Source organism: Planctomycetia bacterium (assembly GCA_015075745.1).
GTDB lineage: Bacteria > Planctomycetota > Phycisphaerae > UBA1845 > UTPLA1 > UTPLA1.
In genome coordinates this window covers 2,789,509-2,813,038 of record JABTTW010000001.1, presented here as the reverse complement: position 1 = coordinate 2,813,038, position 23,530 = coordinate 2,789,509, and the positions used below count along the sequence as shown (strand labels likewise).

At 60.9% G+C, this 23,530-nt stretch carries 13 protein-coding genes; 5 read left to right on the top strand and 8 right to left on the bottom strand.

All coding sequences use genetic code 11. The annotated features are described in order from the left end of the window. Positions 1-61 precede the first annotated feature (61 nt). From HS101_11095 to HS101_11075, 5 genes are all read left to right on the top strand, one after another. Positions 62-1,168, top strand: coding sequence for a class I mannose-6-phosphate isomerase (locus HS101_11095; protein ID MBE7506817.1), 1,107 nt, complete (start codon positions 62-64; stop codon positions 1,166-1,168). 292 nt (positions 1,169-1,460) lie between these two features. Then, on the top strand, positions 1,461-2,858 hold the full coding sequence (locus tag HS101_11090) for a diguanylate cyclase (GenBank protein MBE7506816.1): 1,398 nt from the start codon (positions 1,461-1,463) through the stop codon (positions 2,856-2,858). A gap of 86 nt (positions 2,859-2,944) precedes the next feature. Then, positions 2,945-3,814, top strand: a complete 870-nt coding sequence (locus tag HS101_11085) for an inositol monophosphatase (protein ID MBE7506815.1) — start codon at positions 2,945-2,947, stop codon at positions 3,812-3,814. Between the two features lie 530 nt (positions 3,815-4,344). Further along, the gene (locus HS101_11080; GenBank protein MBE7506814.1) at positions 4,345-6,309 is read left to right on the top strand and encodes a hypothetical protein; all 1,965 of its coding nucleotides are present in this window, start codon (positions 4,345-4,347) and stop codon (positions 6,307-6,309) included. 112 nt (positions 6,310-6,421) lie between these two features. Next, the gene (locus tag HS101_11075; GenBank protein MBE7506813.1) at positions 6,422-8,248 is read left to right on the top strand and encodes a matrixin family metalloprotease; all 1,827 of its coding nucleotides are present in this window, start codon (positions 6,422-6,424) and stop codon (positions 8,246-8,248) included. 157 nt (positions 8,249-8,405) lie between these two features. On the opposite strand, the gene pdxA is transcribed toward HS101_11075, so the two are convergent. The 8 genes from pdxA to HS101_11035 form a co-directional block, all read right to left on the bottom strand. After that, on the bottom strand, positions 8,406-9,479 hold the full coding sequence (gene pdxA / locus HS101_11070; GenBank protein ID MBE7506812.1) for a 4-hydroxythreonine-4-phosphate dehydrogenase PdxA: 1,074 nt from the start codon (positions 9,477-9,479) through the stop codon (positions 8,406-8,408). Positions 9,480-9,579: 100 nt separating this feature from the next. Further along, entirely contained in the window at positions 9,580-10,224 is a 645-nt protein-coding gene (locus tag HS101_11065; GenBank protein ID MBE7506811.1) for a riboflavin synthase, read from the bottom strand. A gap of 211 nt (positions 10,225-10,435) precedes the next feature. Further along, on the bottom strand, positions 10,436-11,377 hold the full coding sequence (locus tag HS101_11060; protein ID MBE7506810.1) for a hypothetical protein: 942 nt from the start codon (positions 11,375-11,377) through the stop codon (positions 10,436-10,438). Between the two features lie 271 nt (positions 11,378-11,648). Next, on the bottom strand, positions 11,649-13,778 hold the full coding sequence (locus HS101_11055; protein MBE7506809.1) for a tetratricopeptide repeat protein: 2,130 nt from the start codon (positions 13,776-13,778) through the stop codon (positions 11,649-11,651). A 165-nt stretch (positions 13,779-13,943) separates the two neighbouring features. Next, positions 13,944-14,621, bottom strand: a complete 678-nt coding sequence (locus HS101_11050; protein ID MBE7506808.1) for a PEP-CTERM sorting domain-containing protein — start codon at positions 14,619-14,621, stop codon at positions 13,944-13,946. 293 nt (positions 14,622-14,914) lie between these two features. Further along, entirely contained in the window at positions 14,915-17,686 is a 2,772-nt protein-coding gene (locus HS101_11045) for a hypothetical protein (protein ID MBE7506807.1), read from the bottom strand. A 160-nt stretch (positions 17,687-17,846) separates the two neighbouring features. After that, positions 17,847-22,007, bottom strand: coding sequence for a proprotein convertase P-domain-containing protein (locus HS101_11040; GenBank protein ID MBE7506806.1), 4,161 nt, complete (start codon positions 22,005-22,007; stop codon positions 17,847-17,849). Between the two features lie 382 nt (positions 22,008-22,389). Further along, on the bottom strand, positions 22,390-23,370 hold the full coding sequence (locus HS101_11035) for a DUF1559 domain-containing protein (GenBank protein MBE7506805.1): 981 nt from the start codon (positions 23,368-23,370) through the stop codon (positions 22,390-22,392). Positions 23,371-23,530: the final 160 nt, after the last annotated feature.

The following is a 23,530-nucleotide window of genomic DNA, read 5'->3' as shown; positions in this document are numbered from 1 at the left end:
CAATCGGGCAGAACCGGCGTGTACATGTTGCCTCGGGTACGATCCAGCTACAATCCCCGGAATGCAAGTCTGCCCGCTTATCTTCGAGCCGATCTTCAAACCCAAGGTATGGGGCGGGCGGAATCTGGAACGGCTGCTCGGCAAGCAGCTACCGCCGGACATCGCGATCGGCGAATCGTGGGAGTGCGCCGGGCTCGCGGCGGGCCAGTCGATCGTTTCGCGGGGGCCGGCGAAGGGCCGCTCGCTGGGCGACCTTGTCGGTGCGTGGAAGGCTGAACTCCTCGGCAGCGTGCGTGCGCCGGGCGGCTGCTTTCCGCTGCTCATCAAATTTCTAGATGCCGAGGCGCCGCTGAGCATTCAGGTACATCCCGATGCCCAGGCTGCGGAAGCACTCGGGATTGACGTGACCGCCAAGGATGAGGCATGGCACGTCCTTGAGGCGCGAGATCCGGGCGTCATTTATCGAGGGCTCAGGAGCGACGTCCATCTCGACGACGTGGCCGCCGCCGTCCACAACGACCCCGCGAGCATCGTCGATCTGCTTCATCGCATTCAGGTCAAGGCCGGCGAGACTTATTGCATTCCAAGCGGGACGGTCCATGCCCTGGGGCCCGGAGTGGTGGTCGCCGAGATTCAGACTCCCTCGGATACGACATTTCGGCTCTACGACTGGCAGCGCGAGCGGCCGACAGGCGACGCGGGGCTTCACATCTCCGAGGGGTTGCAGTGCATTCGCGATTACAAGGACTTCAGGGCATTTGAAAAGCGCTCGCACGTCACGAGCGTGTTCACGACGGTGACGCGGCTCATTACGTGTCCGTCGTTCACGATCGAGCGCGTCCGATTCGCCGGCGGCGTCGAACAGCCGATTCCGTATGCCGAGCTGGTGGTCTGGATCATTCTTGAAGGCGACGGAGAGATTCTCCACGGACGCGACGGGCGCGAGACCTTTCGACGCGGAGAGGTCGTACTTCTTCCGGCCAGACTGGACACCCCGCGATTGAAGACTCACGCGGATTGCGTGTGGCTGGAGGTGACCATCCCCGTCGCGTCGGACCTTGCCGCATATGGGAGGCCGGACCGAGCGACGCTGCGATCTCCCGATGGCACGGCGAATTCGCCGATCCCGCTGAGCATCTCAGCCCGGCGCGGACCTTCCAAACCTTAGGCCGTCGTCCGATATAACGAATCGGCAGAGTTGGGATCATCGATCGCCGAGGTATCGGTCGTTCGCACTTCAGCGCGCGATCAAGGGCACATTCAAAGCGTCATTATTCTCGGAATCCGGCGAGCTTCCCAAAGTGGGAGGATCGTTAAGTGTGACGCCGGGGCACTCGATAAAACATATCGGGATATTGGGCTTGTTTGCGCGCCGGGCTAAGGGCGCGGATGGGCAGGCCGTGTCTCAATCGCCTCCGCGCGCCATACGGCTGACGGATGCGATGGGAGTTCAGATACGAATGAAGCTACGAGCTCTTAAAGGTCAGCCAATCCAGGCAACTTTCTTCGGACTTCAGGTCCGAACGACCGTGCTGCTTGCGGGCGTGGTGCTCGTGGCTACGGCGCTGACGGGCGAGACGTCGCTTCGCCTCTCCGAAGAAATCGTCCAGGACCAGACCTCGCGGCAGGCTTCCGACCTAGCGCGGGCTCTGGCCACGGCCGGTTCGCGCGCCGTGCAGCACGACGATCGGGCCCGGCTGCTCGGCATCGCGCAGGATGTGATTTCAAACGACGACGTGGCCTATATCATCTTCACCGATTTGTCCGGACGCTGGCTGGCATGCAACCAGCGGGGCGCCGGCGCGATTGATTCATCGCTCTTCAGGGACCGGGAGCATTTTTCGGTGGAGCCGATCAATTGTCCGCGCCTGATTGAGAACGAGAAATCCGGCCCGTGCATCGACGTGGTGTATCCCGTCGTTGCCGCGGACGAAATCGTGGGGGCGCCTGGATTGCGACCGACCGTCGGCTTCGTGAGAATCGGCCTGACCCTCAAGGCCGCGCAGCGAGCGGTGTCGAGCATGAAGCGCAACATCATCGGGCTGTCGATGGGAATCGCCCTGCTGATGGTCCCGCTCAGTTATCAGATCGTTCGCCGGCTCGTGCTGCCCCTGAACAAGATGTCCCGTGCCGCTGCGGCTCTGGCCTCCGGCGAATTGACCATGCAGGTTCCGGACGACCGGGCGGACGAGATCGGTGACCTCGCGCGGGCCTTCAACAAGATGGCCGATCAGCTCATTATCTCGCATCACCAGCTCACCGAACAGAGCCGCGAACTCGAACGGCGCGTGACCGACCGAACCCGAAAGCTTCAGGAGGCCAATCAACTGCTGAGCGAGCTCGCATCCCGAGACTCTCTCACCGGCCTTTATAACCGCCGCCACTTCAACGAAGTGCTTGGGCAGCTATTCGCCGAATCAACCCGATACCAGTCCGATCTCACCTGCATGATGATCGACCTGGACAACCTCAAGTGCGTCAACGACACGCTTGGGCACCAGACGGGCGATCGCCTGATCTCTCTGACGGCCAAGGCCATCGCCGGTTCGGTGCGCGAGAGCGACGTGGCGGTTCGATATGGCGGCGACGAGTTCGCGGTCTTGTTGCCGCGAACCATGCCCGACGATGCCCGCCGATCGGCGGAGCGGCTGCTTAGTCGCTTCCGTGAAGATGTCGCTCGGGAAATGCCGGAGGCGAGCGTTGCCTCGCTGAGCATTGGTCTGGCGAGTCGCGAGAAGGATCAACCGGCGACGGCGCAATCGCTTCTCCATCTCGCCGATGAAGCGCTTTACCTCGCCAAGGCGGGCGGCAAGGATCGAATCACCGTCGTGAGGCCCGCTGAAGGATTGTGCACCTAACGTGCGATCGGGAGCGACAGCGCTCCGCCTTCTCGACGACCGGACGTTTTGACCTTTATCCGCTCACCTTTGAGAATGCGGCGACCATGTCCGAGTCCCTGCATCCCGACGAACTGCGTCGCTTCGCTGTCGAGCTGGCTCATCGGGGCGGCCGCGCTGCCGATCGGCTCTTTGGGAAGGTCAGTGTCCGGCGCAAGCCAGACAAAAGCCCGGTGACCGAGGCCGACCACATCGCCCAGGACGCGATTCTCCGAGCAATTGCGGAGCGATTTCCGGATCATGCCGTCCTTGTCGAAGAGACGCTGGCCGATCCCAGCCGACACGGCCGAATCAAGTCGAGCCCCTATTGCTGGGTCGTCGATCCACTCGACGGGACGCGGAACTTCGCCCGGGGCATCCGCATTTACGCGTGCTCGATCGCCGTGCTTTACAACGGCCGCCCCATCGCTGGTGCGATCTATGACGCCAGCAGCGGCGTCATGTATTCGGCAGCCTCCGGCGGCGGCGCGCTGCGCAACGAGGATCGAATTTTGCTGGATGGGTCAGTGCCGGCGATTTCGACGCATCACGCCGCGAATGTCGCGCCCCTTGTCGGCTCTGACCGTGAGACGACGATCGCCGTCGGATCGTTTCGGCGCAAGCCCATGCCGCCGTTTGTGCGGGATTGGATCGGCCGGTATCTGATTCGCAACATGGGATCGACCAGCCTTCACTTCGCGTGGATCGCAGCGGGACTGGTGGACGCCGCGTACACCAACGAGTGCAAATTGTGGGACATCGCCGCGGCGGCACTTCTGATCGAAGAGTCGGGCGGCTTGATGACCACGGCATCGGGGGCATCGCCCTGGCCCGTTCAACTCGATGCCTATGGCGGGGAGGATTTCAATGTCCTCGGAGGGGCTCGGGCGATTCATCACCAACTGCTGACCGACATGCGCGGCCACGATCCATCCTGAGGCCCGCCGGTCGCGTTGCGGCGAGCCAGGACGATACAGAAACGGTCATATCGGTATTCACCTCAATGCTGCGCCTTTTCACACAACTTAAGAGATTGACGGATATTATGGGAGCTGCAACCTTGACCCGCCTGCGAAATCCAGCGATAATAGAAATGTGGGTAGTGCCGCGTTTGCGGGAGTGGGTGAGTAGTCTCGTGGTCTCTGGCCGGGAGGGGTTCCCATTGGTTCGGACTTCGCCTGACGAGGCATTTCGAGCGTCAATTGTCTTTCCTCGCAAACAATAAATAGTTCGGAAGTATTCTGCCCGGCAAGGCTTGTTGTCCATGTGGGCATTTCTGATTGTCGAAGGTCCGTGGGACGTTCGCCTCTTGAGAATCCGCAGGATTCAGGCGCTGAAACGAATAGAACCCCAATCCCATCGCCGACCCGATGGACTGGAAATTTTGTCAGACCGTGCCCGCCGCTGGTGTGATCGGAGCAGGCGGTATGACGGTCCGGAGAGCCTCGCTCATCGGAGAAGGGTCGCGATGTCAAATCGAGTGATTACCCCAACAGTGATTACCATCCTGATGGCGCTCATCACGGCGCCTGCTCAGGCTCATGACGGCACAACGCCGGAGGCGGCGATGCCTCAACCATCGGGCATCCGTCAAGACGCACTCGTCTTCGTTCGCCCGCTTCCTCCGGCCGAGGCGACGGACCCCGTCACCGGGAAAAAGTTTCTGTTGCCGCGACAATCGGTTCTGCGGCCGATGTGCGGCAGCGACGTCAGCCGAGTGAGTGTCGTTGACCTTGCGCGCTGGGATCGCGAGATCACGGCGGTGTTCGCCGCCAACGGGCTGGCCGAACTGGCGGAGCAGGACAGCGGGGCCAATCCTCGCGGGGCCGCCGTCGATGTGATCTTCAACCTGGACGGCTCGGTTCCGCCGGCGGCCGTCACGGCATTCGCAACGGTAGAGGCCTACATCGAATCGATCTGGGGCGACCCCATCTCGTTTACCGTCAACGTCAACTTCGCCGACCTGGGCGGCGGGATCATCGGAGCGACGGGCAGTAATTATGTTCTGCATACATACCCCGTCGCGCGTGATGGGCTGATCAACGGCAAGGACCTTGACGATACGATCCAGGACTTCCTTCCGTCCGGGAGCACGATTCCCGTCAAGTACAATGCCTTCGGCTCGGCCACAAATGAGGACCGCGTTTTCGTCACCGTCGCCAATAGCCGCGCCGCGATCGGCCCGGTCGGCGGCTCGGCGGCTTCGATGACGTTTAACAGCTCGTTCAATTTCGACTTCGACCCGAGCAATGGAATTACCGGCGGAACGACGGACTTCCAGTCCGTGGCGATTCACGAGGTGGGCCATGCCATGGGCTTTACCTCGGGCGTAGATTTCCGAACAAACGACATTGAGCTTCTCGACTTTTATCGATTCCGCCGAACGGCGGAGAACCCCTCCAACACGACCGAGTTTCAGACCTTTGCCCGCCTGGCCCATTTCAACACGCCGGATGACGACCACAATTCCGACATCGTTTCCGCCGAGTACCGAATGTCAGACGGCGACCCGCGCCAGGCCAGCCATTTCCGCGAGGGCGTCGATGCGATCATGGATCCGACGCTGGCTCCCGGTCAGACCTTTTTCCCCAATTTCTATCGCATTGCCGACCGCAACATGTTCGACGCGATCGGCTGGGACTTTCCCGCCTCGCCAGCCGACGTGACGCCCCCGCAACCGGAGCCGATGACCTTTTCATCGAATCCGGCGGCGCTGAGTACCTCAAGCATCACCATGACCGCGACGATCGCGACCGACGCGACGAATCCGGTTCAGTACTTTTTTGAGGAAACGACCGGCGGACCCGGCGGGACGACGAGCGGCTGGCAGACCCCGAACTCTTACGTGGACGCGGGCCTGAATGCCAACACACTTTATGCCTATCGCGTCAAGGCGCGCGACGCCGTCCTTCCGACGCCCAACGAGAACACCTTCTCCGAGATCGAGGATGCGGCGACGCTTATTCAGACGCCCAGCGGAATCGCCTTCTTCAATGTCACCAACGACTCGGCCCAGGTCACGGCGACCGGCGCCTTCACCAATCTGAACGCGGGAATGTCGGGCATTTACTTCGACGTGAGCCCGCCCGGGCCGTACGGCAATGCGTTCACGTGGATTCAATCAAACACGACGACGATCACCGGCCTGCTCGCGGGTCAGTCGTATATTGTGAAGGCGAAGGCGCGCAATCAGGACGGCATTGAGACCGCCTTCGGATCGTCATCGCAGATAGATACGATTCCATTCATCGGAGACTGCAATAACGACGGCCTGCTGAACGTGGAAGGCGACATCCCGTGCTTCGTGGACGCACTACTGGGCATCGATATCCCGGAGGGCGCGATTTTTCGGAGCGATTTGAACTTCGACGGATTTACCGACGGCCTGGATGTCCAGGAGATGGTCAACTGTTTTGTCTTCGGTTGCAATTAGCATCCGAATTGATGTTTTGCTTTGTGTGGATTGACGGCGATGCGTTCCGGAATCTCTGCGTGGACTCCGAGGCCGCTGACGCAAGTACACCGTTGAGAAAGGGAATCGACTGATGCAACGAAAACCAACCGCGTTGAGAAACCTGTTTTGCGCCGCGACGATTGCGATGATGGCGGTTCAATCGGCCGTCGCTCAATCTCCCGGCCGGGGCGACATGTCGGCCGTATTGGAGGAAACGTCCGTAGAAGACGGCATTGCCGTGCCGGGAGTTGGTATCGAGTTTTACCATGAAACCTGGGGATTGCCGGACCCGAATCGGGAATATACGCAGGCCTGCTTTGCGGTCGGCACGGCTCCAGAGGTTGTCGAGTACCTTAACAATCTGTTGGAGGGCGACGCCGCGGGTCCCCGCTATCAGATCACCAATCGCTGGCTGGGTTCTCAGGGCAGCAATCGGAATCTGACCTGGAGCTTCGTACCGGACGGCTTGTTTATTCCGAACGGCATCGGCGAGCCCGCGGCCAACAGCGACCTTTTCGCCCGTTTGGATTCGCTGTTCGCCTCGCAAGGGGGCCGGGCGACGTGGATCAACCGGTTTGAACAGAGCTTTAACCGGTGGGCCGAAGTAAGCGGCGTCACCTATACGCGCATCACTGTCGGCGGCACGGACTGGGACGATGGAGCGGCATGGGGCACCTCGGGCGCGGCGGGCGCTCGTGGAGACATTCGCATCTCCATGAAGAATATCGACGGCGCTAACAACGTTCTGGCATATAACCAGTTTCCCCAAAACGGCGACATGGTCCTCGATCGCAGCGAAAGCTGGTCCAGCGTCGCGAACCAGCACCGCTTCATGCGAAACATCATCACGCACGAGCACGGCCACGGCCTCGGCATCCTGCACGTGTGCCCGGTGAACAACACGAAGCTGATGGAACCGTTTCTCGCCCTCGCGTTTGACGGCGTTCGCCACGACGATATCCGCGCCGCGCAGCGCCACTACGGCGACAGCTTTGAAGGCGGCGCCGGTAATAACTCAGCCGGCGCAGCAAGCCCCATCGGGGCGGTTGACATCGGCTCGCCGATCACGCTGGGTGAACTCCCGCCGCCGGTCAGCGGTACGAGTCCGACGGTTTCGTCGACGATCAGCATCGACGCCAACGCGGAGCAGGACTGGTATCTCTTCAGTGTTCCCGGCCCCCGCGAGGCGACTGTTACGGTCACGCCACGCGGTATCAGCAGCTACGACTCTTGCGTCCAAACGGGGTCGTGTCCCTCGGGATGCCCGACCAACAGCCTGGCGGCCGCCAATCTCAATGTCGAGTTGATTGACACCGACGGCAGCACGGTTCTCGCCACGGCGAACACTCAGGCCGGGGGCCTCACAGAGACGATCTCCGGAGTCACGCTGCCCGCAGCGGGCGACTATTACGTCCGCGTTTACGAGGGAGACGCCCCATCGACGTCACAACTCTATGTCCTCAATATCTCGGTGATGGCGGCGCCCTGCCAGGATCCGGTCGTCGATCCGATCGCCGACGATGCCAATGTTTGCAGCGTTCCCTACACCTCACCGGCGCCGTCGGCATCCGGAACGCCTCCGTTTATCTGGACCCTCGACGGCCTTCCTCCGGGCGGCATGGTCATCGACAACAATACCGGTGTCGTCTCATGGCCCAGCCCCATCGCGTCGGCGACGCCCTACACGATTACCGTGAAGGCCCTCAGTCAGTGCGGCGTCGGAACGAGTTCGGTCTCTTACGACCTGATCGTCAAGCCGGGTGACTTCGACGGCGACGGCGTGGTGACGGTCACCGACATCGGCCCGTTCGTGGACCACCTGATCGACGTCGATAATTCGACGCCGTGCGCCGAGGACGTGAACCTGAACACGTTCGGCGACGGTCTGGACGTGCAGACATTCATCAACAGCATGTAACGTCTTGAGCGGGCAAAGTCCCGTCAGAGATTGTGAACCATCACAAAGGCCCGCGACATTGACTTGTCGCGGGCCTTTTCATATTCCATGACAAGGCGTTTGAACTTCGATTGGATCGTTCCGGCAGAGGCCTGAATCGGGACCATGACACGGTCGACTATTTGAGGTATTGCTCGGTCGGTGGCGAAGAATTGTCCAGCGAATTTTTCGGCGGTCGCTGCCGGCCCGAAAGATCGATCGCCAGGCGAATCGCCTCCTTCATGGAGCCCGGATCGGCCCGGTTCTTGGAGACGATGTCATATGCGGTCCCATGATCGACGCTGGTGCGGATGATAGGCAGGCCGAGGGTGAGATTGACGGCGCGATCAAACGCCAGCAGCTTGACGGGAATCAGGGCCTGATCGTGGTACATGGCAACGACGCCGTCGAACTCGCCCTGAGCAGCTCTAAGAAAAACAGTGTCCGCGGGATAAGGGCCCGTGGCATTGATGCCGGCATTGACCGCCATCTCGACGGCAGGCTGGATCACGCGGATTTCTTCGTCGCCGAATCGGCCGTTCTCCCCGGCGTGGGGATTCAACCCGGCAACGGCGATACGCGGATTGGGCACGCCGAACCAGTCCCGAAGCGCGGTGTGGAGCAGATCGATCGGCTGGAAGACGAGGCCGATGGTGAATCCGTTGCGTAGCTCGAAAAGCGCCTCGTGGATGCTGGCCAGTGCGACGCGCAGGGGGCCGCCGGTGAACATCATCGAGACGCGCTTCGCGCGAAACCGTCGGGCCAGTAAGTCGGTATGCCCCGCGAACTCGAAGCCCGCCATTTGCCAGGCGGTCTTGTTGATCGGGCCGGTCACCATGGCGTCGAGCCTGCCGGCGCGGATGTCCGCGATGGCCTCGTCGAGAAAGCGCATCGAAGCCTTGCCGCCTTCGACGGTGGGCTTGCGCATCGGTCGCGTGTCGAGTCCGAATTCGTCGAAGTCGGCCGTGACGACGTTGGCCCCATTGGAGAGGGGTTCTTCGTGCGAGCGGTGTATCCAGTAGGGGTTCAGCTCGGCGAGGTCGGCCGCGTAGGACAGCAATTCATCGATCCCGTAGATGATGAACTGTGCCCGACTGCGCAGCGATTCGTCGGCCAGGGCCTTCACGATGACCTCGGCGCCGATGCCGCCGGGATCACCCATGGTGATGCCGATGCGCGGCAAGCCACCTGCCTTGTCGACCTTCGAATCCACAAAGAACTCCGCAAGAGGCCGTTCGTCATTCCCAACGGGAACACCGCGAACGGTCGATTCATTATATCGTCAGGATTGAGCCGCGACCCGCGCGGACGGTTTACGCCTGTCCGGATCGCCTGAGGCGCTCGACGAACGCTTGCGGGTCGTCGCCTGCGATGGTCTGGAGATGATGCACGATCGTTCGAGAAAGAATGTCCGTTTCGATATTGACCCGTGCGCCGACCTGCTTATCGCCGAGCGTCGTCCGCTCAAGCGTCGTGGGAATCAGTGCGACGCTGAAGCAGTCGTCGCGTCGATTCGCGACGGTCAGTGAGATTCCGTCGATGGCGATCGACCCCTTGGGAATGACGTAGCGCATCGCATCTGCATCGAGGGCAAACCACCACATCGACTCCGCGGGCGATTGCTCCACGCGTTCGACCCTCGCGATTGCATCGACGTGCCCCTGCACGAAGTGCCCGTCGATCGGGTCGCCGGCCTTCAGAGATTTTTGCAGATTCACGCGGCCCCCCGCGCGCAACGTGCCGAGGGTGGTTCTGCGAAGCGTCTCGGCCACCACGTCGAATGTCGCGATGTCCCCTGACGTTGTGGTCGCCGTCAGGCACACGCCGTCGATGGCGATGCTCGCGCCCAAGGCGACGCCGGTCCAATAGCCCGGCGCGCGAACCCGCAGGCGCATCCCACCAGGGACGGCGCCCGCCTCCACGACCTCTCCGATGCAATCAATAATGCCAGAGAACATGATGCCCCGACTTATTCAGGTGCCCTGCCGGCTGTAGGCTCTTGTTTCGCCACGCCCGCGACACGCCACATGCTATCGTGAACCGCCACACCGGGCCAAACAGGCACGACCTGCAGACGACCCCCCCACTCTTTACAACGCGCAAGAAAGAAGCCCGCCGGAGTGATCCGACGGGCCTCTATTCATTGATCGAATCCGAATCGGATCGGATTTACATCTTGGCGAGCTTCTGGTCGGCGGCCTTCTTGGCGGCGTCGAACTGGGCCTTGGCCATGCTGATGCGGGCCGAGACTTCGCAGTTGGTCTTGGTCTCGCCGATCACGTACTCGACCTTGCCGGCCTTCTTGGCCATCGGGCAGACCTTGCTGGAGCAATCGACTTCCTTGCCTTCGACGACGTAGGTCATCTTGACGACCTTCATGGCATCCATCGCCGCGGCGCGGGCCTTGACGGCGTCGTCATAGCTGTCGAAGTTGCGTGCGAGAACGATGAACTTGGCGCCATCGGTCTTGATCGCCTTGGCAAACTCTTCCTTGGAAACACAGGCGAAGGACTCCTTCTTGCAGGCGCTCGCACAGGCCTTGCCCTCGGCCTTGGCCAGGGCTGCCTTGGACTTGCAGCAGGAAGAACCCTTGCTCTTGTCGCTGGCCAGGACGGCCTTCGACTTGCTGCACGAAGAACCTTCGCTCTTGGCGCTGGCCAAAGCGGCCTTCGACTTGGAGCAGCTTGAGCCTTCGGCGCTGGCCGTCTTGGCCTTGCAGCAGCCGGTCATGTCCTCGGCGCAGTAGATGGTCTTGCCATCAACCACGGCGGCGATCGTCGTATAGCGACCGACGAAGCGCTCCGACACGTCGGCCAGCATGGCCATCGCCTTGTCCTTGCAGTCGAACTGCTCGCCGGCGACGGCAAAGCGGACCTTGGCGCCCTTTTCCTCAGCCGCCTTGTCGGCAGCCATCGGGCAGTCGAACTCCTTGTCGCCCACCAGCATCGTCAGATGCGGGAACTCGCCCATCGAGCAGGCGGTCATGCTCGACAACTTGGTGTCCTTGCTGTCCTGCTTGGACTTGCAGCAGCCGGGGCCGGCCCAGGCAAGATCAGCCGAGAAAGCACAAACGGCGGCCAATGCAACTGCAACTATGACAAATCGCTTCATCTACTGACTCCTTGAATTGGTCTTCCATCGAAATCCGGAAGACGGACATTGGTGCTCGCGGTCGTCGTCGATCCGCGATTCGGCTCGTTGCCTCACACGCTTTCGATTCTCACGAATCAAAGGCGGTTACAGGTTTATATTCGCAAAACGTGCTCGGGGTTTCAATAACCCGCCATTATAGCCTCTGCGTCGATTATTAACCAGCCGCCGTAGAGCCCCCACCACTGGGGGATTTGGCCTCTGATCGAGTCTCCGGCGGGTGTGCGAAGACTCACGGTCCTGATGCAGGCATCGGCTGATCCAATTCCGCCTTCAGCATTCGGTACATGCCTGCGTACTGTCCGCTGTTCTGGATGCCGTTTTCGACCAGCTTGTAGGCCTGGTCCATTCGCCCTGTGCGGCGATACGACATGATCAGGGCCTGATCCACCGCGACCAGGTCCGTCCCGCCCACTTTCGGCCGACTCGCAAGGAGAAACGGAATCGCCGCCTCCCACTCACTTCGCAATTGGTGAAGGCGGCCGATATAGCGCTCCACCATGCCGGAATCTGCCGCCCCGCGAGGAATCATGAACTTGCCGCGCTCGATTGCCCGACTCGCGATCTCACGGTCGGCGCCCGACAGCCGGCCCCTCAGGCGCTCGCGGCAAATTAGCATGAAATAATCGTATTCGAGACTGGCCGAAGAATACGCCGGCACCGCCTTCCGCGCGGCGGCATAAAGCGTCTCCGCGGCCGCGAAGTCGTTTCGCTGGATCATCACCCGACCGACCATCGCCGTGATCGGACGCAGGATGCCGGGATGGGACCTGGGATCCCGCCATTGCCGCGCCGCCGTCAGGACATCGGGCGTCATCTGCGATTCATAATCCCGGGCCAGCCTGTCGAAACGCTCGAATGCGCCGGGGTTCGTCGTCTTGAAAAATGGAATCTCCATGAGCTTGCGCAGCGTGTGCGCGACGGCGTAGCGATCGTACATGTTGTCGCCGAGGCGCTTGAGGAGTTCCTCGTTCGTCGGCAGTTTCGCGTACGCCTCTTTTGAGACGCCAAGCGGCCCGGTCAGACCGGCCATCGTCTGCACGATCGATCGGGCCAGCACCGCCTGACCCAGCAACGTCGGGTGGACGTGATCGTCCATCAGTTCCCAGCCGATGCAGCCGCCGGGGCTCTGGTCGCGAAACATCTGCCGCGTGTCGCAGAAGATCGCCTTCCCCTCGCTGGCGGCGCGCCGCAGCGCGTCATTGCACTCTCCGATGCACCGCCAGGGCATGGGATCGAGGTCGATTGCATCTTCAAATGCAACACGCGCCTGCTCGGTATTGCCTTTTGCCAGTAATGCCCGACCGAGCTGGTAGTGAGCCCTGGCATGGGCGGGATACAACTTGATGGCCGACTGGAGGAGCTCGGCGGCATGCGACGGGTCAGAGACGATGGTGCGATCAGCCTCGGCGAGCAGTTCGCCGACGCGCTTCTGATCCGCGACCGCCAGATCGTCCAATCGCTCCGTACCCAATGGAGCGAGGTCGCGCTCATTAGCCGCGACGCTGCACACGATTGTCGGGACACGACGACTGGCGCAGCGGCTGATGATTTCCGAGACGTGTTTGCCGAGGTTTCTCGCTGCGTTGGCCCGGAGTGAATCATCGGGCCCGACGTAGTCCTGGCCGATCATGACCTCCATCAGCGTTCGATCCGGCGCGCCGGCGGGCGGACCGGCGATGAGGCGGTCGATCCCCTGCATCAATGCAGTCGAGCGGACCGCGCGATTTACAACCATCGCCAACGGATGGCTGCCGGCCCAATGGAGCGAGGCCACGCCGAACGCCCCGTAGAACTCGTTGTTGCCCGCGTACACGACGACCAGGTCCGGTTCGTAATTCAGTGCCTCCGTGACCATTCCGAGGACGGGAAAGCTGGCGACGGCCGTCGTGCCGAGATTGATGACTTCGACATGGCGGCCGGGCCACACACTACTTAGCATCGCCTCCAGGAATGCCGACGGCGCGAAACACATCGGCTGTGGGAACCCCTTCATCGCCGAGCCGCCGGCCAGAAAGATGCGCACGGTGTCCTTGGGCTTGGGCTTGAGGAAGGTGAACGTATTGATCGCCCCCTGCTTGCTGCGGTTGGCGAAGAAGTAGGAGGCCGGGCCGGCCTTGTCGGTGATGCACACGACACCGTCAGGCGTGGGGCCGAGTTCGAGGATCGTCGGTGGATAGCCGCCGAAGCCGCAGAGGCGAAGCACGAGCTCCGTTGCCCCGATCAAGACGAGCGGAATCGAGAATGCCAGCATCGCGAAGACGAATCGCTTGCGGAGCGAGTACCGACGAGCCTGGGGCGTTGCGGGAGGGGTCGCGGTTGAAGGCGACGGGGTCGATGACTGACTGGGCTTACCTTGCATGGTGTTATTCCGCGATCCAACCTGCTCGAGCGGCTCGTTCAAGACAGCGAGCATATATCCGACCGGCGGTGTTTCGCCAGAACTGCAAATCCCAAAAAGAAAGCGGCCCGCGACTTCCGTTAGAAAGCCGCGGGCCGCGAAGTCATCGTCGTTGAAACTGTCGTCTTAGCGTCGGCGTCGAATCAGCGCCAGACCGGCCAGACCGAGAATGGCCAGAGTGGCCGGCTCGGGGACGACAATATACTTCAGGGGCGTCGCATCCGAGAAATCGCCCCAGTCGCCAATGTTCTGATTCGGATTGCCGAGCGAATCGACCGCGCCGTCACCGCCGCCGCCGCCGCTGGTGAAGGCGTCGAAGAGGAATGAATTACCAATGCTGAGGCCCAGATTGGCGAGGGACGTCGTCATGGTGAACATGCTGCCGCTCTTGCTGACGCTGATAGTCGTCGAGCCGTTGTATGTGGCCTCATTCGGCGGGAATGGCCAGCCTCCGGCCCAGTTGTACAGCTCCATGCCGTTGCCGCTGTCGGCCCAACCGCCGAGCCACGAGTCCATTCCGGCGCTCATGGAGATCGGCCGTCCCCAGGCGTTGCCGGCAGAGTCGCCGCCGACCACGCTGTCAATCGCGACCATGTACTTGCCCCAGTCCGTGGCGTCGACGTCACCGGCGAGCGTGAACTTGAACGAGATGTCAGTCGCGTCATTGGTCACTTCGACCGACACGATGTCGAGGATGCCGCCACCGGCGCCGGTGAACACATCATTCACAGAGTCGTTGTAAATGGTGGCCTGGGCAGGTACAGCCATTGCCAACAATACGCATGCTGCCAACAACTTCTTCATTTTCCTTACTCCTGTTTCTTCTCTTCCCAATCCGGGATAAGCAAATTCAACACTTTTGGTCGAGGCGGAAAACAACCATTTTCGCCTCTGGAAAAACAATTTACCACAATTCGGCTCTTAAAGTCAATGTTTTGGCGGTCCCGTCCATAAGGTAAACCGCATCGCCAGCCCGGCCGTGCAAAGGGTACGCACTACCCATCTTACCTACCCTGCCCAACAGTCAGGCCAGGGCGGGGCCAAAACCCCCAAGCCGGACGAATTCACAGGTCCGAAATGCCGAGAAGACCCAGCGCCTATTGCAACAAGCCGTCAACAAAATCCGGAATATCCGCCACGTCGTTGAGGCCGTCGCAGTTCATATCCGCCGTCGGGCTGTAGTTTGGATTGAAACCGGTCAGGGTCCAGACGAATCCCTGAATGTCTTTGGCGTCCTTCACGGCATCGGCGTTTACGTCCCCGGCTCCGATGCCCGCGCCGGTGGTCGCCTGAATTCCGGTGTAGGCCTTGTAGCGCACTTTGTTGGTTCCGTTGGGCAGCGTCTCAAATCCGACGATGTCCACGCGATGATTGCCGCTGACGTAGGAGCTGCGCGTTCGTGTGAAGGTGTCCAGGTACTGCGCCGCCAGGTTTGCCGTGCCGGTCGCAAGTCCGATGAAGTTCGTCGAGGCGGGCAGGTCGAAGAAGATGTAAACCTTTTCGAGCGTCGCATCCACCCCCTTGACCGTAAAAGTCACGGGAAGAGTCGTCACGTCGTTGTTGCAGGTCGTCGTCGGATTAAGAAGGTTGAAATCAGGATCATCGAGATCGACGAAGATGACGATGCGAAATTCGCCGAAGAGCGGGTCGCCGACCGGGCGGTGCCGATAGGCTCGCACCGTGATGTAGTGATACCCCTCGCCGAGCGCGGCCGCGTCGATCGTCTGTCGATAGGTCCCGCTGCCGCCGCCGAACAGCGGGGAATTCTCCGTAAGGAAATTCTCAAATCCGTAACTGGGGCTGTCGGAGGTGGAGTTGCCCGCGTTGAAGTCGGAGGACGGGTTCCCCATATAGGTCGAACCGTTGCCGTTGTAGTCCTTGAAACCGGAATCAATCCTGAAGACGGCAAAGTCGTCGGTATCCGGGTCGAGGAGATCCGTCTGAACCGTCTGCAGCAGGATGTCGAAGGTCGGCGACGTCACCATGGTCACGGGGTTGATCCGCTGAAGGTGATCGGGCGTCGAGCCGACATCCGGCGGTGCGATCGTGGTCGTCGCGTTGGCGATGGAGAGGGTGCCGGTCGGAACGGCGGGACCGTAAATGACATATCCGAGGCCGTGAAAGACGCCGTTGGCGTTGCGATTTCGCGGCACGTTGACGGTCACGCTGCCGGCGGCCCCGACGGTGATGACCTCTGGGATGTTGTTGTTGGGATCAACCAAAGCGCTGGCGGCGTTGCCGGTCAGCTCGTGGAGCCGCGTGCCGACTGGAAACGTCGTCGTCACGGTACGAGAGGTGAACCCGTTGGTCTCCAAATCGTTCACACCGATCAGAACGTTATCCACGCTGTTCGGCGTGCGGCGGGTGAAGACCAGGACGTCGCTGTTGCCGCTGGATACGGGGAAGAACCAGCCGCGGGCGTACTGATTACGAATCTTCACGAGGGTGGTGATGATGTTCGAGCCTAGGCCGAGTGCGTCGTCGCGGCCGTTGGCCCGGGGGAAATTGTCCACGTTGGCCCCGAACTGCAGCGCATTGTGATAGACGATGGTGGGACCGGTTCGCATGAGCGAGTAAGCAAAGGCGACCGAGTCGTTCTCGTCGTCGCCGATCGTGTTGTCGTGGCTGTTGACGTGGTGGACGCCGATGGTCCCGTTGTTGAAACCGTCGACGTTATCGACGGAGCTTCCGATGATGTTGTCCCAGGAACCGGTGCCGTCGTTGGAGACGAGGTCGCGCAGCGCGCCTGCTTCGTTGAGATCAAGCGCGTCGCGATTGCCGAATTCCCAGCCGGTTGAAGGCCATCCCGAGCCGGGCTCGCCGGGCTTGCGCACCCACTCGGCAGTGTTTGAGTTGCTCTCGACGGCCTCGACGAACGAATAAGGCGTTCGGCGCACGCCGTCGAAACCGACGTAGTCCTCGAAGACCGCCGCATCCCAGAGGTTATCCCAGAACCAGGTCGGGACGTGCTTCGCCGCATCCAGTCGAAAGCCATCCACTCCCAGCACTTCCAGGTAGTACCTTGAAGAACGCAGCAACAGTGTCGTCGCGCTCTCCACGACGGCGTCGCCGCTGTCGGGATTCGCCGGGTCGTAGGGATAAAAGGTGTACTGCGGCGGACTGGGATTGCGCGGCGTGCCGGGGTTCAGCGGCATCATCGCGGGCAGGCCGGTGTCCGGATAGAAGCGACGATTCGCCGCATTCGGAAGGTTTCGCTGCGTGCCGGCGGGGATGTTCATCGGATCGCCGGCCATTACCGGATGGCGGATGAACTGGTGATTCTTTCCCTGTGCGATGTCGATCAAGCCCAGCAGACGCCCGTCATAAAGGTGGTAGCAGCAGGCCCCGCATACCGGGTTCGCCAATGAGAAACTGCAACAGGGCGAAGTGGATTGCTGGCAGCCGGCGGCGTAGGGATTGAAGTCGCCGTCCGGATCACCGCCGGTGCTCAGGACGAATCCGGGGTATCCGCCCTGCAACTCGAAGTTGACCGTGTTTCGATCAGAAAAGGCGTTGTGATTCATGATCCAATCGACAAACACGCGGGCGTTTGCCTTGTGGAATTCCTGAATCATGAGGCGGAAGTCCGATTCGCTGCCATAGCGCGTAGGCGTTGCGTCGCTGCCGAGATCAAACCGATCGAAGAGGTCGTAGCCGACGCTGGTGGTGTTCGTCGGTCCGCCGCCGCGCTGGGGAGGCGGAAGCCAGGTCGAGTCATAGCCGGCCATAAACACGTCGGGCATTCGGTAGCGAATGACGTCCCACTGGGCTTCGAAGTATTGAAGCATGACGGTGTCTTCCGCACGCGCTGACCCTGCGGCGAGAGCGACTCCCAGGACCAGCCAAACTCTTGATTTATGAATCATCATGCCACCCATTCGGGACGGGGATTCTCATCGAATCGAACCAACCTATTCTACGCCTCGGATTCCGGCCTCGTCGACCCGAGTCCGCAATAATGAAACCGCGCCGCCGCCCGGATAATGAGCGGCGGCGCGAGAGTTCACTTCATTCAATTGAGGCCGTCCATCAGGGGATGAACGGAATCACGTTTATAAACGCCTGGACGTCCAGGCCGTTGGTAGATGCGTTGTTATTCACGTTGGCCTTCTGCACCGGGCACGGATCGGTCACCGTTCCCAGCAGCACCCCCACGAAGGCGTCAATGTCCGCCGTCGTAAACATGCCGTCGCCGTTGATGTCGGCCGGGTCTTCACCGCAGAACGGAAGCAGCGAGTAGCTCAGGTATTGGACGCCTGGCGCCACGGCCTCGTCGGACAGATTACCGAGCCAGGAAACGGTGGGGATCGGGTTCATGGCCACGATGTTACCCAGGTTGGGCGCCGCCGGGCTTCTGTTGAGCGGCGGGAGAATCTGGTTCGAGAAGAATCCACCGCTGCCGGTCAGGGCGACCATCACCTTGACCTCAACGAACGGTCCCGTTTCCGGATCGAGCGGTGTCAGCCCGATGTCAGCAAACGGAATGTCGAACTCCATGCCGGTCGTCGCCGTCTCCGGCATCGTGGCGCTGTTCCCGGTGACGCCGTCGGTGTTGTCGTTGTTCATCGCCACCTGCATGCAGTTGGCATTGCCGGCATTGACCAGGACGGCATTGCCGAACTGGGTGTAGTTCTCCTGTATCGACTTCGGCGATCCCATTGCCGCCGGGATGCCCTGACCGTTGAAGGTCGTCGGCACGGCATAGGCGCCCGAAGTCGCGAGCGTATAGGAGTAGAACTGCGAACCCGGCGCGATCATCTCATTCGAGAGGTCGATAAATTCCGTCGGCCGTCCCGGAGGAGGCGGCTCGGTCAGGTTGGCAAACGTTCCACCGTCAATAGGCGGCAGGAACTGGTTGCTGTAGTAGGTGCTCGGCACCGCACCACCGCCGCCGTTGTTAACCAACAGAGCGCTGATCTTGATCTCCGCGCCATCGGCCGGCGGCGAACCCATGTCATGCATCAGCGAACTGCGGGCGATCGAGAACTGCACGCCGCGGAGCGCGGTCAACGCGTTCTCTTGCTGAACAGTCATGCCCATCCCCACGCCCGGCGCTGTGTCATCCGCCACGGCGTCGCTCACGCCGAAGGGATTGGTGTTGTCTCCGATGAAGGCATTGGCGCCCGGCGGATAAGTGGAACTAAAGGTCAGGTTCGTGACGGTCACCCCCGGCGGAAGGTCGAGCAGGTCGACCAACTGTGCTGAGTAGTTGCCGCCGCTTCGCTGCATGACAATGGCGAAGTCCGGATGGAAACCGATATCCATTCGATCCGCCCTCATACCGCGCAGCGGCTTGGGCCAGGCAGTGACGTCGGTCGACTCGAGGATGTTCGTCCCGGAGCCCATCGCCGTCGTCTGCAACAGGATGACCCACGTGTTGCCGTTGGCCTCCAGGTTGCCGGTAATGCCGACGTACAACTTCGAGGCGTCGTTCTGGATGAAGAGCGCATCCAACTCGCTGCCGTTCTGGTTCGGGATGGCGTCCTGCAGCGTCCCGTCGGCGGAATTGCGGATCAAGCGACCGATCGTACGAGAGACGTTGGTGTTGATGTTCTTCAGGAACACGTTGAAGTCATCGACCGGCACGCCCGCCGTGGGGTCGCGACCGACGACCAGCGCGTAGTTCGGCGTAAAGCCGCTGTCCAGCGTCAAACCGTCTATCCCGTTCATCACGGGCGGCGGCGTCGAGAGCACGGGGATCGTGCTGAAGCCTCCGCCGGCCTGATCGGTGTCAAGCAGCAACACATATACGTTGCCATTGCCCTCCAGATTGCCGGTCACGGCGACCTGCAGGCGGTCGGACGTATTCTTGATGCGAATCTGGTCCAACTCCGAGCCGGGCACGTTGCCGAGCACACCGGGAACCGCATTGCCGAAGCCGGTGTAGTTGTTCTGTGTCACCAACGGCATCGCCCCGAACGAAGCGGGGATATTGCTGCCGGTGAATCCTGAAGGCGCGCCGGTCGGCGTCACAGTCAAGTCGAGGTACTGGTTGCCACCGAACCGGACACCCGGCTCCTCGGCGCCCAGATCGATGTCGTTGTCAATGGCGTCATACAAGCCCAGATTATCGACGTTGCCGCCGGTGTACTCGGTGACGGCGATGCCCCAGGAGTTGATCGATCCAGTCTGGCCCGAGATGCCGTCACTGACGATAAGCTGCCAGTCGTCGTTCGGATCCACGCCGTTAAACGTAAGCAGCGATTCGGCCGGTTGGACCGTGCCCATGCCGCCGTCAGAGTCGTAGGTCACATTGAGGTTTGCCCCCATACCGGAGCCAGGCTGCTTGAGCTGAACCTGGCGACCGCTGCCCACGTGCCGCAGCGCAACGCTGAGCTGGCTAATATCGGGGTGGGAGATGCTGACCGTCACGTTGACGTCCGTCACGCGATCAATCCCGGCGCCGGACATATCGACGGTTCTCGTGTCGGTGGCGGGAGTTCCGGTGTTGTCCGGGATCGCCAGCGGAAGCGGCGCGTCGGAGAACGACGCGTTCGCATTCATCGGCGTGAGAACCGTCGGGTTCAGCGGCGGGAGGAACTGATTGCTGATGAAACCCGTTCCATTAACGACGCAGGCCATCATTTTCACGTTGGCGCTGCCACCGCCGAAATCCACACCGAGGTCGTCCCACAGGAGCGAGAACTGTACGCCGGTGGTCGGCGGCGCGTCCGGGTCGGGAAGCGTTCCATCGGCGAGACCGGTCTGACGAATAGGATCGTCACCGGCGATGTTGTTGACGCCGAGCACGTTGCTGAGATTGGCAGCCATGTAACTGGCGCTGCCGCCGGTATGCTGGGCGGGCGTAATCGAGAAGTTGAGCGGGAGGAATTCGTCGTTGCGCAGGTCCTGAATGCGGCCCTGATGGGCGTTGTCCTGCCGCCAATACATGATGACCCACTCAGGCGAAAAGCCGGGATCAAAGGTAAACCCGCCGTTGCCGCCCTGGCCCATCATTTGCAGGCCGCCGGGGCCGCCGACAAAGGTGTTCACGCCTGCCAGGTCGTTGACGCCCGGAAGGAAGTTGTCGGGAACGTCGAGAAACAACATGACGGTGTTGCGGTTGTCGCCGAAGGCCGGGACGTTTCCGGTGATGCCGACATAGAGCTTGGTGAAGTCCGCCTTGACGAACAATTGATCGAGCTCGCTGCCTTCGGTCGGCGGTGCAAACGGCGTGGCATTGCCGAAGCCGGTGTGGTTGTTCTGCGTGGCCTTGAGCATGCCGTTCGTGCCGTAGCGCGTCGGAATATTCTGCCCATTGATCGAACCGGTCGGGGCCAGACCCGACGGATTCAGCGTGTAGGAAGTATTCTGGGTGCCGGGGAACCGCGCTTCGTTGGTGAAGTCCACATCGTTCGGCGGATCGCCGGCCGGATTGTGGATGCCGACGTTGGCGACGCCGCCGTTCGGCTGGCCAAGCGGCGGGAGGCTCTGGTTACTCATGAATCCGCCGCCGCTCGCGAGCAGGACCTGAACATTGATGGTCGCATTATTCGCCAGCGGACCAAGCTGAGCGAGCGGAAGGCGAACTTCAAATCCATTCACTGCAGTGGCCGCCTGAGCTGTCTGCGGGTCGAGTCCCAGATCCTCCGTCACGCCCATCGTGTTGTCATTGGTGAACGCGAAGGTTCCGCCGATGCTCGCGATCGTCACGCCCACGTCGGACGGATTCTGCAGATTGTGACGCAGCGCCGTATAGACGTTCTGATCGTTCCAGATGGCGATGCAATACTCAGGATCGAAATCGAGCTTCACGCCGGGCGTCATGTTGTCGAGGTCCAGGTTCCGCAGGGCGTTCGATCCCACGATGCCCGACGTTTCCAGCGCCGTCGGGCCGCCCATGTTGTCGGTGTCGATGAAGATCAGAATCGTATTCTGATTGGTGTCGTCGCCTCGCAGATTGCCTGTCACGCCGACGTACAGATTCGCCGAGTTGTTGGCCAGGTAGAGCTGGTTCAACTCATTTCCGCCCAGCGAGTCGGGGCGCGAATCGCCGAAACCCGTGGGGTTGTTCTGCAGGGCGTTAGGCGTTGGGGGGTAAACTGAGTTCTGGGTCAGGTCAGCTCCGGTGATCGGAGGCAGGCCGCTGCAATCGCCCGCAAAGGCGACATCGGCCGCAACAAAGCCGAACCCGACTAACGCTGTAATGACAAAACCGACAACGACGCCATGCAACTTCTTCGATGCCACAATCCACCTCCAGCATCGCAAACCCCGCAGGGCCTGCCAATTAACGCTTCGATTACCTGCTCAACTCAATATGTCGAGGACTCGACCGTTGAATGCACACCCGACCAGCGAGTGTGCGCCTTCGGAGGATTGTCGACGACTTAATGTCCTGGGCCGGCGAGCAAGAAGTCTCGCCTAACAGTTCCCCCGGGCTGAGTTCTCGATCCTGAAGTCGGTCGGCCGATGCGAGGGCATTTGCGACTTTGACACGACACATCGCAAGAGCGACGGCCGCGATCCGATCGAGTTGTCTTCACCCGTCCATTGTAAAGGTTCGTGGTGCGGCCCACCAAGTCCGCACCCTGCTAAATCGTTTATCTATCTCGGACAAGCCTTGCGTCCGCTATTCAATCGTCTGAACCTCGGAACTTCGCGTAATGCCCGGGTCCGGTGCGGAATAGCGAGGCCTTGCACTATTAACCAGGCCCCAATATCGCCGGGAAGCAAACTGAACATCGGTGTACTCTCCACTGCGTAATGGAGTCCATTCGACATGGGAATCGAGAAGCAGAACCTGCATTCCCCGTGTTCCATGATTGTCTTCGGCATCGAGTCCCTGCCACGATAACGGGCCCGTGTCATTTCGGTTCGATTGATCGGCCATCAGGATGAAATCACCGCGATCATCATTCCGCCAAAGTGCGACATAGAAGTAACTGCTGTGCGACTTTTTGTAATCTCGCTCTTCAGACGAAGACCGCGGCAGGTCCGCAAACTTTTCGATCGCGCGTGTCGGCCAGATGTTGTCCCCGGTCAGTATTCCATAGTTGTCTCGTGGATTATTCGGATAGTTGTTCTTGGTGTCGCTGGGACAGAGCAGAATCCTGGGATCTGGAAGATATTGAGGCCCCGCCGCGTTTCCATCCGGCCCACCTGACTCCTGCGTATGCTTGCGCTCCATGATGTCGCGAAATATTCCAATGAGACCCGGCCCATATCTCATCGATGTCGAGCCGGCGTGCTGGAGCCCTGCGAGGTCCCTAACAGCCGTCCCCGCCCTGCCCTTGGCCGGAAGCCAACTGTCAAAGTCCTGGGCATAGTTCAACATCGCCATGCCGGTCTGGCGAAGGTTCGATCCGCACACGGTGCGTCGACCGATTTCTCTCGAACGGGACAGTGCAGGAAGTAGTATCGAAATCAGGAGAGCGATGATGGCGATGACGATGAGCAGTTCGATGAGCGTGAAAGCAGAGGCGTGTCGGGCGGGAGGTGCAAGGCAAAGACGTGTCTGTGTCTGTTTATGCAAACGTGGCAACCGACGACGACGTGTGTCGCCGCGCTGTTGGCACCGCCGCTGATTCGCCTGACAGACGAGCAAGTCCATGAATAACCTTGTCGGCTCGCAGGTTTCGTTTGCTTGTTAGTAAAACCTTTTACTACAAGAAGTATATCGGTCGAGACGCGAAATTCAAGCCACTTTCCCGCCCTTTTCGACCCATTACTGACCCATGCGCATATTCAACCATTCCTGCTATCATAGTCCC